At 66.6% G+C, this 13,305-nt stretch carries 15 protein-coding genes; 9 read left to right on the top strand and 6 right to left on the bottom strand.

The genetic code is table 11. The features are described 5' to 3' along the window. The first annotated feature begins 7 nt into the window (after window positions 1–7). Complete coding sequence (locus tag A5745_RS12065) at window positions 8–838, top strand: SDR family oxidoreductase (protein ID WP_076116275.1); 831 nt, start codon at window positions 8–10, stop codon at window positions 836–838. On the opposite strand, the gene A5745_RS12060 is transcribed toward A5745_RS12065, so the two are convergent. Continuing rightward, complete coding sequence (locus A5745_RS12060) at window positions 821–1,714, bottom strand: NAD(P)-dependent oxidoreductase (RefSeq protein WP_076116278.1); 894 nt, start codon at window positions 1,712–1,714, stop codon at window positions 821–823. The two genes, A5745_RS12065 and A5745_RS12060, sit on opposite strands and share 18 nt — an antisense overlap. Before the next feature lie 48 nt (window positions 1,715–1,762). Between A5745_RS12060 and A5745_RS12055 the strand changes: the two genes are divergently transcribed. Next, window positions 1,763–2,554 (top strand): SDR family NAD(P)-dependent oxidoreductase, encoded by a 792-nt coding sequence (locus A5745_RS12055; RefSeq protein WP_076116168.1) that lies wholly within the window; start codon window positions 1,763–1,765, stop codon window positions 2,552–2,554. 11 nt (window positions 2,555–2,565) lie between these two features. On the opposite strand, the gene A5745_RS12050 is transcribed toward A5745_RS12055, so the two are convergent. Together A5745_RS12050 and A5745_RS12045 are read right to left on the bottom strand one after the other, a co-directional pair. Continuing rightward, entirely contained in the window at window positions 2,566–4,119 is a 1,554-nt protein-coding gene (locus A5745_RS12050) for an LCP family protein (protein ID WP_076116167.1), read from the bottom strand. 291 nt (window positions 4,120–4,410) lie between these two features. Further along, on the bottom strand, window positions 4,411–4,680 hold the full coding sequence (locus tag A5745_RS12045; RefSeq protein WP_170874549.1) for a hypothetical protein: 270 nt from the start codon (window positions 4,678–4,680) through the stop codon (window positions 4,411–4,413). 94 nt (window positions 4,681–4,774) lie between these two features. On the opposite strand from A5745_RS12045, the gene A5745_RS12040 reads away from it, so the two are divergent. Then, the gene (locus A5745_RS12040) at window positions 4,775–5,653 is read left to right on the top strand and encodes an alpha/beta fold hydrolase (protein WP_175879812.1); all 879 of its coding nucleotides are present in this window, start codon (window positions 4,775–4,777) and stop codon (window positions 5,651–5,653) included. Here A5745_RS12040 and A5745_RS12035 read toward each other — a convergent pair. Continuing rightward, window positions 5,625–6,287, bottom strand: coding sequence for an MFS transporter (locus A5745_RS12035; RefSeq protein ID WP_076116166.1), 663 nt, complete (start codon window positions 6,285–6,287; stop codon window positions 5,625–5,627). The genes A5745_RS12040 and A5745_RS12035 overlap by 29 nt on opposite strands. Window positions 6,288–6,435: 148 nt before the next feature. On the opposite strand from A5745_RS12035, the gene A5745_RS12030 reads away from it, so the two are divergent. From A5745_RS12030 to A5745_RS12010, 5 genes are all read left to right on the top strand, one after another. Next, window positions 6,436–7,095, top strand: a complete 660-nt coding sequence (locus tag A5745_RS12030; protein WP_076064355.1) for a S1 family peptidase — start codon at window positions 6,436–6,438, stop codon at window positions 7,093–7,095. A gap of 80 nt (window positions 7,096–7,175) precedes the next feature. Then, window positions 7,176–7,823 carry a S1 family peptidase gene (locus A5745_RS12025; protein ID WP_076116165.1) on the top strand — a complete coding sequence of 216 codons (648 nt, stop codon included), beginning with the start codon at window positions 7,176–7,178 and terminating at the stop codon, window positions 7,821–7,823. A gap of 165 nt (window positions 7,824–7,988) precedes the next feature. Continuing rightward, a complete protein-coding gene (locus tag A5745_RS12020; RefSeq protein WP_254848561.1) occupies window positions 7,989–8,414 on the top strand; it encodes a lipoprotein LpqH in 426 nt (141 codons plus the stop codon). Window positions 8,415–8,464: 50 nt separating this feature from the next. Then, window positions 8,465–9,394, top strand: coding sequence for an MAP_0585 family protein (locus A5745_RS24690; RefSeq protein ID WP_076116163.1), 930 nt, complete (start codon window positions 8,465–8,467; stop codon window positions 9,392–9,394). A 30-nt stretch (window positions 9,395–9,424) separates the two neighbouring features. Then, complete coding sequence (locus A5745_RS12010; RefSeq protein ID WP_076064263.1) at window positions 9,425–10,195, top strand: enoyl-CoA hydratase; 771 nt, start codon at window positions 9,425–9,427, stop codon at window positions 10,193–10,195. A gap of 19 nt (window positions 10,196–10,214) precedes the next feature. Here A5745_RS12010 and A5745_RS12005 read toward each other — a convergent pair whose 3' ends face one another. Beyond that, window positions 10,215–10,481 (bottom strand): YdeI/OmpD-associated family protein, encoded by a 267-nt coding sequence (locus A5745_RS12005; RefSeq protein ID WP_076064264.1) that lies wholly within the window; start codon window positions 10,479–10,481, stop codon window positions 10,215–10,217. 69 nt (window positions 10,482–10,550) lie between these two features. Here A5745_RS12005 and A5745_RS12000 point away from each other — a divergent pair, with 69 nt between their 5' ends. Further along, the gene (locus A5745_RS12000) at window positions 10,551–11,327 is read left to right on the top strand and encodes a DUF732 domain-containing protein (RefSeq protein ID WP_076116162.1); all 777 of its coding nucleotides are present in this window, start codon (window positions 10,551–10,553) and stop codon (window positions 11,325–11,327) included. A gap of 592 nt (window positions 11,328–11,919) precedes the next feature. On the opposite strand, the gene A5745_RS11995 is transcribed toward A5745_RS12000, so the two are convergent. Further along, window positions 11,920–13,251, bottom strand: coding sequence for a S9 family peptidase (locus A5745_RS11995; RefSeq protein WP_076116161.1), 1,332 nt, complete (start codon window positions 13,249–13,251; stop codon window positions 11,920–11,922). Window positions 13,252–13,305: the final 54 nt, after the last annotated feature.

Here is a 13,305-nt window from a genome sequence, read left to right as displayed (position 1 = left end):
GCGCGGCGTGCAGCTTTCTTTCGAAAACCGGACGTATCTGGTCACCGGCGGTGGCAGCGGAATCGGCAAGGGCGTCGCGGCGGGGCTGGTCAAATCCGGTGCCTCGGTCATGATCGTCGGCCGCAATCCCGACCGGCTGGCGGGCGCCGTCGAAGACATCGAAGCGCTGCAGGGCGACGGCTCCATCCGATATGAACCCACCGACGTCACCAGCGAGGACGAGGCCGCCCGCGCGGTGGACGCGGCGACGGCCTGGCACGGCCGGCTACACGGTGTGGTGCACTGCGCCGGCGGCTCGGAGACCATCGGGCCGATCACCCAGATCGACTCGGAGGCGTGGCGGCGCACGGTCGACCTCAATGTCAACGGCACCATGTACGTGCTCAAGCACGCGGCGCGTGAACTGGTCCGCGGCGGCGGGGGTTCGTTCGTCGGGATCTCGTCGATCGCGGCCAGCAACACCCACCGGTGGTTCGGCGCCTACGGGGTCAGCAAATCCGCCATCGACCACATGATGCAACTGGCCGCCGACGAACTCGGACCCTCGTGGGTGCGGGTCAACAGCATCCGCCCGGGTCTGATCCGCACGGATCTGGTTGCGCCCGTGTTCGCTGTGCCGGAGGTCAGCGAGGACTATCGCGTGTGCACGCCGCTGCCTCGGCCCGGTGAGGTCGAGGACATCGCCAACCTCGCGATGTTTCTCCTCAGCGATGCCGCCAGCTATATCACCGGCCAGGTCATCAACGCCGACGGCGGCATGATGCTGCGCCGCGGACCCGACTATTCCGCGATGCTGGAACCCGCGTTCGGCGCCGACGGGCTACGCGGAGTCGTCTGACGTCAGGCCCGCGTCGCGGTCCGCGAGCGTGGCCAGCGCCGACCAGTCCAGGTGCCCGCCACCCGTTGCGACGAGCGTGAGCAGACGGTCGCGCAGCACGCTGGCCACTGGCAGCGGCACCTGCAGGCCCTCGGCCGCGGCGAGCACCAGCCGGACGTCCTTGAGACCGAGGCGCGACGCGAACCCCGCCGGCTCGAATTCCCGACGCGCGATCAGCCCGCCGTAGGTCTGATAGGCCGGCGCGGTGAACAACGTCGAGGTGAGGATGTCGACGTACTGCTGCCGGTCCACCCCGGCCTTGCCGACCAACGCGACGGCCTCGGCGACGGACTCGATCGCCGACGCGAGCAGGAAGTTACCGCTCAGCTTCACCAGATTGGCGGTATACGGCTGATCGGAGACCACGAAGGTCCGCTGCCCTATGGCGTCGAAGAGCGGAACCAACGGCTCCAGCACCTGCGGGGCGCCCGCGGCGATGACGAAAAGCTTTGCGGCAGAAGCGGCTTCGGGCCGACCGAACACCGGCGCCGCGGCATAGCGTTGTCCGGCTTCGGCATGCGCGGCCGCCAGGCGCTCCGACAGCGCCACGCTGATCGTGCTCGACGACACGTGGGTGGCACCGGGGGCCAGCGAAGCCACAAGGCCGTTCGCACCGAACGCGACCTCCTCGACGGCGTCGTCGTCGGAGAGCATCGTGAACACGACCTCACCGGTGCTGGCTTCGGCCACGCTGCGCGCCGCGGTCGCGCCCCGCTGGACGAGCGGCTCCGCCTTGGCTGGCGAGCGGTTGTAGACGGTGATCTGGTGACCCGCCGTCAGCAGGTTCGTCGCCATGCCGTGGCCCATGTTCCCCAGGCCGATGAATCCGATCTCCATGCCGTCCACCATGCCGCGTTTAGGGGGTCTTGGTGAAAGATGTGCTAGATGAACCGACTCGAGGGCAAGCGGATCCTGGTGACCGGCGCGGCGTCAGGCATCGGTCAGGCCACCGCGTTGCGGTTGCTCGAAGAAGGGGCCAGGGTCGTGGCCTCAGACGTCGCGGAAGACGGGCTGGCCGCCACCCAGACCCAGGCGGAGGAGGCCGGAACGGCTGACCGCCTCACCACCATGCCGATGGACGTCGGTAGCGAGGATTCGGTGATCGACGGCGTGTGCTGGGCCGTTCAGACACTCGACGGCCTCGATTCGCTGGTCAACGCCGCCGGCGTCCTGCGGGCCGCGCACACCCACGAGACCAGCCTCGAACTGTGGAATCGGATCGTCGGTATCAACCTCACCGGAACGTTTCTGGTGGTCCGCGAGGCGCTTCCGGCGCTGCTGGGGAATTCGCGCAGCGCGATCGTCAACTTCAGCTCCACGTCGGCCTCGTTCGCCCATCCCTACATGGCGGCCTACGCCGCGAGTAAGGGCGGAATCCAGGCCTTCACCCATTCGTTGGCTCTCGAATACGCGAAGGACGGTCTGCGTGCGGCTTGCGTGGCGCCCGGCAGCATCAAGTCCGGAATCACCGACGCGACTGGGGGATACATACCCAAAGACGCCGACTGGTCGTTGTTCCCCCGCCTCATGCCGATCCTGCCCACGACGGTCGAATCCAGTGGCGCCGGGATGGCCGAGCCCTCTGCGATCGCCGGCGTGATCGCGATGCTGGTGTCCGACGACGGCGCCTGGATCACCGGCACCGAAATTCGCATCGACGGCGGTACCCACGCCTAGCCCGATCGCGGCTAGTTAACGCAGGGCACCCCGCCGCCGCCGATGGGCTTGCCCTGATCGGGCGTGGGATAGGTGCTGGTGGCGTACCCGTAGCGATTCGTCTTGGTGGTCGTCGTGGTGGTGGTGGTCTCGTCGGTGGTGCTGGTGTCGTCGGCGGCGGGCATCGAGTAAGTGGTATCCACGGTCACGCGGATGTGGCCGGGCTGCAGGCTGGGGTCGGGTTGTTTGGGGGCGTCGAGGCCGAGCAGCGTGGCCAGGTTGTGCGCGTCGGTTTCGGCGCCCGCGCCGTACTGGATCGTGGTGGACGTCGGGTCGCCGGATTGGCGGTCGCGGACCTGGCCGGCGGTGTAGCCGCGCTTTTTCAGCGCGCGGGACACCTCACTGGCCGCGCCGCTCATGCTGCCCGCGTTGACGACGTCGACGACCGTCGACGGACTGGGCTTGCTCGCCGTGGTGGCCGGCGTGGTCGTCTCGGGCGCGGCGCCGATCGCCTCGGCCACTTCGGCTTTGATCGCGGCCTGGTCGATGATGTTGACGTCCTGCCCGTTGATGTTGTCGTAGCGCACCACGGGCAGCGTCCGGAACTCGACGTTGCCGCCGCCGGCGAGTTCACCCATGCGGCGGAACAGGTCCTCGTCCCAACCCGTCGACAGCACAACGTCTTTGCGCGCCACCGCCATCAGGCCCTTGAGCTTGTCCAAGTTCGTGAAGGTCCCCGAATCCTGCAGTTCCCGCATGACAGAGGAGATGAACGCCTGCTGCCGGTGCGTACGGTCCAGGTCTCCGTTGTCCAGGCCGTGACGCTGCCGGACGAACGCGAGTGCCTGCGACGCGTCCAGCCGCTGGGGGCCGGCCGGGAAATCCGCACCGGAATACGAGTCGTAGACGGCGTGGTTCAGGCACACGTCCACGCCGCCCAGGGTCTGCGCCAAGTCGTAGAAACCGGCCAGGTTGACCTCGGCGAAGTAGTCGATCGGCACGCCGGTCAGGCTGCGCACCGCGCGCAGGGTCGCGGCACGGCCGGCTTCGCGGCCGCGGGTCTCGAGCTCCCGCTGGCTGCTCCCACCCTGGTTGGCCAGCTTCTGCGCCACGTACTGCTTGGTGAGCCCGTAGGCCTCTTTGATCTTGATGTGGTTGTAGCCCGGAACCCCGTTGAACGGCACCCAGTCGTCGCGGGGGATCGAGAAGGCAGTCACCTTGTTGTCGGCCCCGACGTGCACGAGTATCAGCGTGTTGGTGTTGTAGCCACCGTCGTCGGAATCGCCGGCGTGCAGCTGCCGCAAAATCGACGACGGCAGGTCGTTGCCGTCCTGATCTTTTCGGGAGTCCAGGCCGATGAGCAAGATGTTCATGTTGTCGCCGCTGGATCGTGGATCGTCGGGGCTTAGGGCGTCCGAGACGGTGATGCCGCCCAGCGCCCCGTGAGCGACGTAGTAGCCTGCCCCGGTCATCAGGATGGCCCCGACCGAGACCAGCGACATGAAGCTGCGCGCCAGCCCTTTGCGAATTGCTGATGGCTGACGAACGGCTCGGTGGCGGCGATGGGCCCCGCCCGAGCGCGCCATCACAAACCCCGGCCCGTATCCAGCGCAGCACTCGCTACCGCGACTGCGGTTTGCGGTGACGGCGCTAAAAGCATGAGGTCAAGTATGCGTTAGCTTGCTGTGAAGCCCCCAATCGAGAAGGCCGCCGAGCGGCCGACTGTGGGCAGGCTCACCCGCCGCAAATGGCGAAATCGGCGGCGCCAATCTTCCCACTACCAGCACGTTTGGCGGGGCTACGCCCCCGTCGGGTGTGGGCGCGTCTCGGAAAGGTCTCGGGCGGGCCACTCGGCCGCCGAAATCGACGCCAACTCGTCACCGAGCCGGTACGAGGTCCTCGCCCGAGGAGTAGCAGAGGCGGATGTTCGAGCCCGTGGCGAACTCGGCGAGGTACACGCCGAGCGGTTCGACCTCGTAGTAGTAGTGCACGTAGCCCCGCGTATCCAACGCGGTCGCGCACGAATAACCGGGCGCGCCGCACCGCTGTTTGACCGGAATCGCGAGCACGCCGAGCAGCACGACGACGACAATCCCCACTACAACCGGGATTTTGGTCAGCGTGCGCGTCGCCTGCGCGGGATGCATCACAGGAGTGTAAGCGTCTCGCTTAGCGGCTCCGCGGAGCCCAGGCGCCGCGGCGGGCCTGATCCCCTGGGCGGGGCCGTCTTACGATCTCCTGATGGCGACCGCACCAGAGCAGTTCTCGACCCACGGGCCGGGCGGGGTTCGTATCGTCGCGGATCGCTGGGGCGATCCCCACGCGCGCGCCGTGGTTTTCCTGCACGGCGGTGGGCAGACCCGACGCTCGTGGGCCCGCGCGGCTGCCGCTGTGGCCCGGCGCGGGTGGCAGGCCGTCACGATCGACCTACGCGGTCACGGCGAGTCCGACTGGTCCAGCGACGGCGACTATCGTGTCGTCAGCTTCGCCGCCGACGTCCAACAGGTTCTGGAGAGCCTGCCGCCACAACCGGTTCTGGTTGGCGCGTCGCTGGGCGGATTCACCTCGATGCTGCTCGCGGGCGAGCTCTCACCGGGCATCGCCAGCGCGGTGGTCCTGGTCGACATCGTGCCGAACATGGAGCAGTCCGGGGCGACGCGGATACACAACTTCATGGCCGATCGGGTGGAATCGGGATTCGCCTCTCTCGAAGAGGTGGCCGACGCGATCGCCGAGTACAACCCGCACCGGCCCCGACCGACCGATCTGGACGGTCTGACCGCTAATCTGCGCCGGCGGGGCGACCGCTGGTATTGGCATTGGGATCCGCAATTCATCAGCGGCACAGCGCCGTTTCCCCCATTCGAGGTCACCGACGCCGATCGCATGCACGCGGCCGTCGATGCGATCCTGCGCGACGGCGTGCCCATGCTCTTGATCCGGGGTCAGATGAGTGACCTCGTCAGCCAGGAGAGTGCCGACGCATTTCTCGCGCGTTTCCCACAAGTCGAGTTCACCGACGTGCGCGGCGCCGGGCACATGGTTGCCGGGGACCGCAACGACATTTTCGCCGGCGCCGTGCTGGATTTCCTCACCCGGCGCGTCGACCAGGCGGGGTGACGATCGCGCAGCGATCGCTGGCCGACGGAACATCCTCGGGGAGAACGAATCCCGCGACGATCAAGGTGAGAACCCCGATCGGGATGTTGATCAGGAAGATCGACTTCCAGCCGAACGAGTCGATCAACCAACCGCCGACCTGCGGCCCGCAGATCGGCGCCAGCAAGATGGGGACCATGCTGATCGCCAGCACCCGGGCCAGTCTTTCGGGTCCGGCGGCGTGGGCCAGGATGATCAGCAAGAGCGGTATCAGCATGCCACCGCCGAGTCCCTGGAATGCCCGAAAGACCGCCAGCAGACCGACATTTGGGGCCTGCACACACAGCAGGGATGCCCAGGAGAACAACAGCACCGAACCCAGGAATAGGGGTTTCGCGCCCACCCGGCGTGCGGCCCAGCCGGCAAGTGGGATCACCGCCGCCATCGCCAAGGTGTAGCCGGTCACCGACCACGCGATGGCCCCCGTCGAGCCGAATCGCCCGCTCAAAGCCCGCGGCGCCGCGTTCACGACCGTGGCGTCCAGGGTGATCATCACCGGGAGCAGTGTGCACGCCACCGTGATCAGCCAGAGTCTGGAAGCCAGCCTGGCGGGATGGGCCTTGGCGCGAGCTTGTTCGATTGTCGTCGGCGTCACGGCTGAATCGTCAGCCCATGCGCTTGAGGAATCCTTGCGAAATTCTTGGAAAGCTCACCCGACCTTCCGCCGCGTTCCCGTTTCTCTCGCCAGGTAGAAGGCGCCGCACACTGCTAGCATGCTGCGGACACAACTGGAGGAGGACGGCGTGACCTTTCGGTGGTTGCGGGCGCCGGGGCTGGTCGGTGCCGTGATCGTGGCCGCGACGACGGTCGCCGGGACAGCGGCGGCGGACCCGGACTTGGCGTCACGCCCCATGCCGGGCATGCACGTTGCCGACGGAACCGGCGGGTGCACAGCCGCTTTCGCGGCGCAGGACAACGACGGCAGCTACTACCTGCTCACCAGTGGACACTGCGATCCGCACGACGGTTCGGTTTGGACCTACGGGGAGGATCGTCCGCTCGGGATGATCACCGCCAGCGAGAAGGTGGGCGACACCAGGGACGCCGCGATTATCCGCCTGGACCCGAGCGTCGGAGCGCCGACGGGCGATGTCGGTGACCGGTATCCGGTCCGGGATGTGTTGAGCCTCCCACAGATTCGGGTGGGCATGCCCTTCTGCAAACTGGGCGCGGTCACCGGTGAGACCTGCGGCGTCGTCAAAGGCGAGAAGGGCGACGTCATCGAGGCCAGCGTGTACAGCCTCAACGGCGACAGCGGGAGCCCTGGCTTCGTCAAAAACGCCGACGGCACCGTGAGCGCCGTCGGAATCTTGATGTCCTCGCCCGACGGCGACGACAACACGACGTACTTCACACTCGTGCATCCACTACTTGCCAAGTGGGGCTTGCACATTCTTCCCTGACGCGGCGGAAACCCCCACGCGGCGCGTCTCCGGATGAGATCATCTGACGGTTCACACCGGCATGCCTGAAGGAGAGCGCCATGGCCAAACCGTGGTTACGGGGACTCGGCGGGGTCGGTGTCGTGGCGATCTCCGCGACGGTGTTGGCGAGCCCGGCGCGCCCAGACCCAGGTCTGACGCCGGGCGTCCAGGTTCAAGACGAAAGCAGCTCGTGCACAGCGGGTTTCGCGGCACAAGGCAACGACGGCAGCTACTTCCTCATGACGAGCGGACACTGCGACGCTCACGACGGCTCGGTGTGGACCTACGGGAACGACGTCCCGCTGGGCAGGATCTCGGCCAGCGAGCAGGAAGGCGACAAGCGGGACGCCGCGATCATCCTCCTCGACCCGAACGTCGGTGCCCCGGTGGGTGATGTCGGCGGCAGGTATCCGGTGCGGGATGTGCTGAGCCTTCCCCAAATCAAGGTGGGCATACCGTTTTGCAAGGTCGGTGCGGTCACCGGAGAGACCTGCGGCGCCGTCACGGGCATCGAGGGCGACGTCATCGAAGCCAGCGTGTACAGCCTCCAGGGGGACAGCGGCAGTCCCGGCTTCGTGAAAAACGCCGACGGCACCGTGAGCGCGGTCGGTCTGTTGATGTCTTCGCCGGAGGGCGACGACAACACGACATACTTCGCGCTCGTGAATCCACTGCTCGGCAGATGGGGTTTGCGAATACTGCCCTAAACGTGGGGCATCGGGTATTCGCGGGGCGGCATCGTGCGGCCCGTCCGAGGGCGACCGGTAGGGTCTGCCATTGTTGACGAGGTCTGGATGACGAGTCCGGGACCAGCGAGACGAAGGAGACCAGTGCTAAAGCGTGGGATCGTAGTCGGCGTCGCCGGCGCGGCCATGGTGGTCGCGGCTTGCGCCGGCTGTTCGAGCAACAAGTCCAATACGGGTGCGTCGTCGAGCTCAGCGCCGGCCGGCCCGCAGGTCATCGTGGACGGGCAGAACCAGAACGTCAGCGGGCCCGTCACGTGCACCCCGGCGGGCGCCAACACCACTATCGGCATTGGCGATCCGACCGCCGGCGTCGGCGCGGTGGTCAGCAACGACAATCCGCCCATCGTCCATTCGGTCGGGCTGGGCAGCGTCAACGGCATCTCGCTCGGATTCTCGGATGCCGCACCGAATAACCAGGGCGCCAACGCCGGAGCCGCGGTCAACGGCAAGTCGTATGCGATCAAGGGCACGGCCACGGGTGCCGACATGAGCAACCGGCAGCAGCCGAAGCAGGTGACCAAGTCGTTCGAGATACAGGTGACCTGCCCGTAGGGGGCTAGTCAGACATCGTCGGGGCCCGAAGCCCCAGAGGGGACGCAGCTATGTCTAGGAAACGTGTCGTCAGCGCGGCGGCGGTCGCGGCGGGCTTGGGCATCTCCGCGCTGACGTTGAATCCGGGGTTCGCGAACTCCGCGCCGATGGACCCGCCGCCGCCGTGCCCGAACTGCCACGGTGGCGGTGGCGGCGGTGGCGGGGTCTCCGGCGGCGGCGGGATTTCCGGCGGTGGTGGGGTTTCCGGTGGGGCCGGACAGAACCCGCAGGCTCCGGCAACCACCGCGCCGGCGCCCACCCACAGCACGGCGCCGGCCCAAACCACGGCTCCGCCCGCGTCTCAAACCACGGAGACGCCGGCCACTCAGAGCACCGAGCAGCAGACCACCCAAAGCACGCAGACCACGTCGACGAGCGCGCAGACCACGTCGACCAGCGCGCAAACCACGTCGACCAGCGCGCAGACCACGTCGACAAGCGAGCAGACGACGTCGACGAGCGCGCAGACGACGACGCCGGGTGCAAATACCAGCACGTCGTCCGGCCCAACTGAGCGTCAGGCCTTGAATCCGCCGAGCACTCAGCCTCCGCACCCGGCGTACATCCCGCCGCGCGGAGAAATCGCACGGGGCAGCGCGGAAATCGGTGGCCCCATCGACGCGAGCGTTGGCTTCAGCATCCCGGGCCGCGGCGCGCCGCTGCCGCCGCGGGAACGAGGGTACGGCTGGAACGACGGCCCGCCTCCCCATCACCCGCCTCCCAACTGGTACGGCCCACCGCCTCCGGGCGGCTGGGACGGTCCGCCGCCCCCGGGCGGCTGGAACCGGCCGTGGGACGGACCGCGCGACCGCGACGTGGTCTACGCGCAGAGCGACTTCGGACCGTTCGAGTACAACACCTTCACCGTCATCCCGGTCTTCAACTGGCAGTACGGAGGTTGGGGATACTGGTTCTTCGGTGTTTGGGTCCCGCTGTACTGACGCCGAGCAGCGCAACGGACTGCGGCGCCCATGAACGGGCGCTTCGTCCAGCTCGCTCGTGACGGCGGCGTGGTCACCATCGAGTTGATCAACTCGAAGCCGCTGAACATCATTGGCAGCGGCGCTATCTCGGAGCTGACCGACGCATTCCGTGCCGTCGGCCAGGACGGTGACGTGCGGGTCGTGGTGTTGCGTGGAACGGGTGAGAAGGCGTTCATCGGCGGTGCCGACATCAACGAGATGGTCACCCTGGACCGGTCCAGCGGCGAGGCGTTCATCCGCCGGCTCGCGGACCTGTGCGAAGCGATCCGCGAATGCCCAGTCCCTGTTATCGCCCGGCTTGCGGGCTGGTGCCTCGGCGGCGGTTTGGAGATCGCAATGTCGTGCGATCTGCGAATTGCAGAGGCGGGGGCCAAGTTTGGAATGCCGGAAGTGGCGGTCGGAATCCCGTCGGTCATCCACTCGGCGCTAATGCCGAAGCTGATCGGCGCCTCGCACGCGGCGTGGCTACTGCTGACCGGCGAGACGATCGATGCCGACACGGCCGCCAGCTGGGGTTTGGTACACGAGGTCACTACTCCCGGCGAACTCGACGTGCGCATTGCCGAACTCGCAAGGAAGCTAACTGGATTCGGGCCGCAGGCGGTGCGACAACAAAAGCACCTGCTGAATAAGTGGTTCGACATGACGGTCTACGGGGCGGTCGAGGACAGCATCGATCAGTTCGGCCTGGCATTCCTGACCGGCGAGCCGCAACACCACATGCGGCAATTCCTGTCTCGCAAGCGCGACAAGAAATAGCGCGGTTGGTCGAGGGCGGCTACTTGCCGGTGCGCTCGCGATGCGTGCAGCCCGGCCAGCAGCAGGGCCTCCGCATGCCTTCTTCCAACTCTTCCTGGGTTCGGCGGATGCGGCGCTCTCGGGTCTTCTGTTGCTTCGCATCCTCGACCCAGCAGATGAATTCGTTGCGCGCCAAGGGCGTGATGTCGTTCCACGCGGTAAGTGCGGTGGAGTTCGCGATCAGCGCCTGGCGCAGGTCGGCGGGCAGTTTGTGCACCACCCCACCGGGCACTCGCTGGCTGCTCACGGGGCCAGCCTAACTTGCTCGATGTCCCGGGACTTGTCACAACGTCGCGGGACCATCAAACTGACTGATATGCGCGATCGCGAGACGATCGACTCAGAATTGCGGCTCCTCGCTGCTGCCCGCCGATCGATCCGCGAGCAGGGTCATCAGCCGTCGTCCCGAGAGGCCGACCAACTTCTCGACGAGCTCCTGGCCCACGACGCAGGGGCATCTCTCGCCACGCCGGTGGAACCCGATATTGTGGCGGACACCAGGCCGCGGGGCTACAACAACGGCACGACGCCTCACCGGCGGAACGACGTGCTGCGCCGACGCTTGGGCCTCTTCGCGGCGTTGCCCCTATCTCTGATAGCCGTCGCCGCCGCGGTGGTGGTGATATTCGCGTCCCACCACGAGGATTCATCGGCGCAGGCGCCGGAAACCCCGCCGTCGGCCGCGCCGCCCAAGCCGGTTGCGCCGAAAGCACCCCCTCCGCGGATTGACGTCGTCGACATGGCGTTCATCGCCGCGTTGAAACAAGAAGGCGTACCTGTTCCCAGCCAGGAATACGCGATGACGCAAGGGCACGCGGTTTGCGACTTCCTGGCGCACCAACCCGACTTCGGGCAGGCGGTCAGCTTCGTGCAGCGATCGTCGATATGGGATGCCAATCAAAGCGCGGTGTTCGCCACTGGCGCGATCGTTTCGTACTGCCCTCAGTACCAACTTGCTAGCCCGGTCGACACGCAGCCGGGCTTGCAGAATGCGCTGCCTGATCTGCAACGCATCCAGGGCGAGCTGCAAGGCATCCAGGGTGATCTGCGCGGCATCCGAGATGGTCTGCCAGACATCCCGGGCCACCCGTAAATTGCAGTAGGTACCTTCAAAGTAGTCGCGTTTCAACGCAATTTGCTGGCGTAATGGAAGCAGCCGTTGGCTCGTCCGGATGGTCGCTCAAACGTTTGCATCCGGGCCCGGGCTGCATCTCCGTTAGCCATACCAGTCGTGCACATCCTTCGGGTACGCATCAAGCAGTCCAAGACCCTCGCAGCGCTGCCCCGGCGGGTAGATGACGCGGGCGTTGAGCCGATCGCGGAGAATGTTCACCTGCTTACCCTTGCCGGTGTTTGTCAAGCACTGCGTCGGCGGCCGGGTGTGAGCTTGGGCGGGCAATGAGTGCCACTAGTAAGGCGATGAGCGACGCCGCCGCGCGACGATCGATCACGGGAACTCCTTGAGTGCGGGATGTGGGGCTGACTAATCAACCCCGAACGATTCCTTTGAGCGTGTCGGTCTGTGTTAATTCCGGTAACACGATGGCATAGTTGTTTAAAGCCCTCTCAGCTGCCGATTCACCCGCGAACAGATCGCGGCGTCACTTCCCCGACGATGCTGGCGGCCAATGCGAAATGTTCGTGGACCAGCAACGGCCGCTCGGCATTCACGCGCGCGCCGCGTGTCACACGGTGACGGGCCTAGCCGCGAGGTGAGTGGAGAAAAACTGCATCGACAACTCGAACCAGTCGGGGGCGTGCCGCATCGCGCAGTGATCATCATCGGGGTACAGCTTGAGCAGTCCGCCAGGCGCGCATGTAGCAATGTCGATGGAGTCCTGAGTGGCCAACAGGGTGTCGTTCTCGCCATTGATGACCAGCAGGGGAGCGGTGATTTGCGCGTACCGGTCTTTCAGCGACAGTGCCTGGAGTTTGGTGAGCAGGTCGCGACGGTTCTTCGCGTGCGTGGCCTTGGTCAGCGTCTGGATGAATATTTCAGGTGTGCCGATATTGCGGCCGGCTTGGAAACTGTAGTGGCTGGGCGCGCCGCTGGCGACAATTGCGCGTAACCGGTTGTCGGCGCAGGCCATTCGGGTGGCCCAGTAACCGCCGAAGCTGACGCCGAGCATTCCAATACTTTCGGCGTCGACGCGGGGATGTGTGGTCAGGTAGTCGATGACCGCGCGATAGACGTCGGCGGCGGCGAGCGCGAGTGGTTGTCGGTAGCTGTAGGTGCCGGGCATCTCCATGCAGAGCACGCCGAAGCCGCGGCGCCGGTAGGCCAAAGCGGGTAAGAGGATTTCGGGCACCGTTCCCTCAAGGCCGTTGCTACACAGAATGGTTGGGAGCCGGTCCGCGCCGGCGGGGAACGCCACGGTGGCTCGCACGGTGTCGCCGCCGGGCACCGGGATGCTGACGTGCTCGATGACACCGTTGGCGTGCGGCCCCAACGCTGAGGTGAGCACCTCGCACAGCCGCTGCGACACCGCATGGGCCCGCAGACGTTTCGGGCTCCAGCCGGGCCAGGCTTCGGCGAACTTGTACGTGATGACTTTGATGAGCTCATCGGTCGCTGTCACGGCCGTCGTGGCCTCGGGAGCCTGGGCGATGAATCGTCTCGCGGCGTCGGGGGGCGGCATGGCGCCGCGATCGGCGGCGAATAGCGCGGCCGGGGCCAGGGCTTGACCGAGCGCATCGATATCGACGGATGCTTCGGGGTCACTGAGTTCGTGCACGAGGGGAGCGCCGAGCGCCGCCAGCGCCGCGTCGGCGGCTTCCATGTGGTTGTTCGCGATGGCGCCCCAGTGCTCGGTCCACCGGGCTTCACCGAAGGAGCGGCACGCCTCGAGCTGGGCGGCGAAAACCTGCGGGTCGATGCCACCCATATGGGTGAACCGGTCGACGAAGAGCGCGGGCAGGAAGAACGCCGTACCTAGTCGCGCCGCGGCCGCCTCGGTGGCCCCCGTCAGCGCGCAGCCCGAAATGAACAGCCGGCGCAGCAGTGAACGTGACGCCATCCAGCCTCCTTTTTACGCAGAATCTCTGCGTTAACGTTAGGCGCGAAATAGTGC

Origin of the sequence: Mycobacterium sp. IS-2888, assembly GCF_001954215.1 — a bacterium.
Taxonomy (GTDB): Bacteria; Actinomycetota; Actinomycetes; order Mycobacteriales; family Mycobacteriaceae; genus Mycobacterium.
Note: the sequence above shows the minus strand (reverse complement) of the source record. Positions and strands in the feature narration are given on the sequence as shown.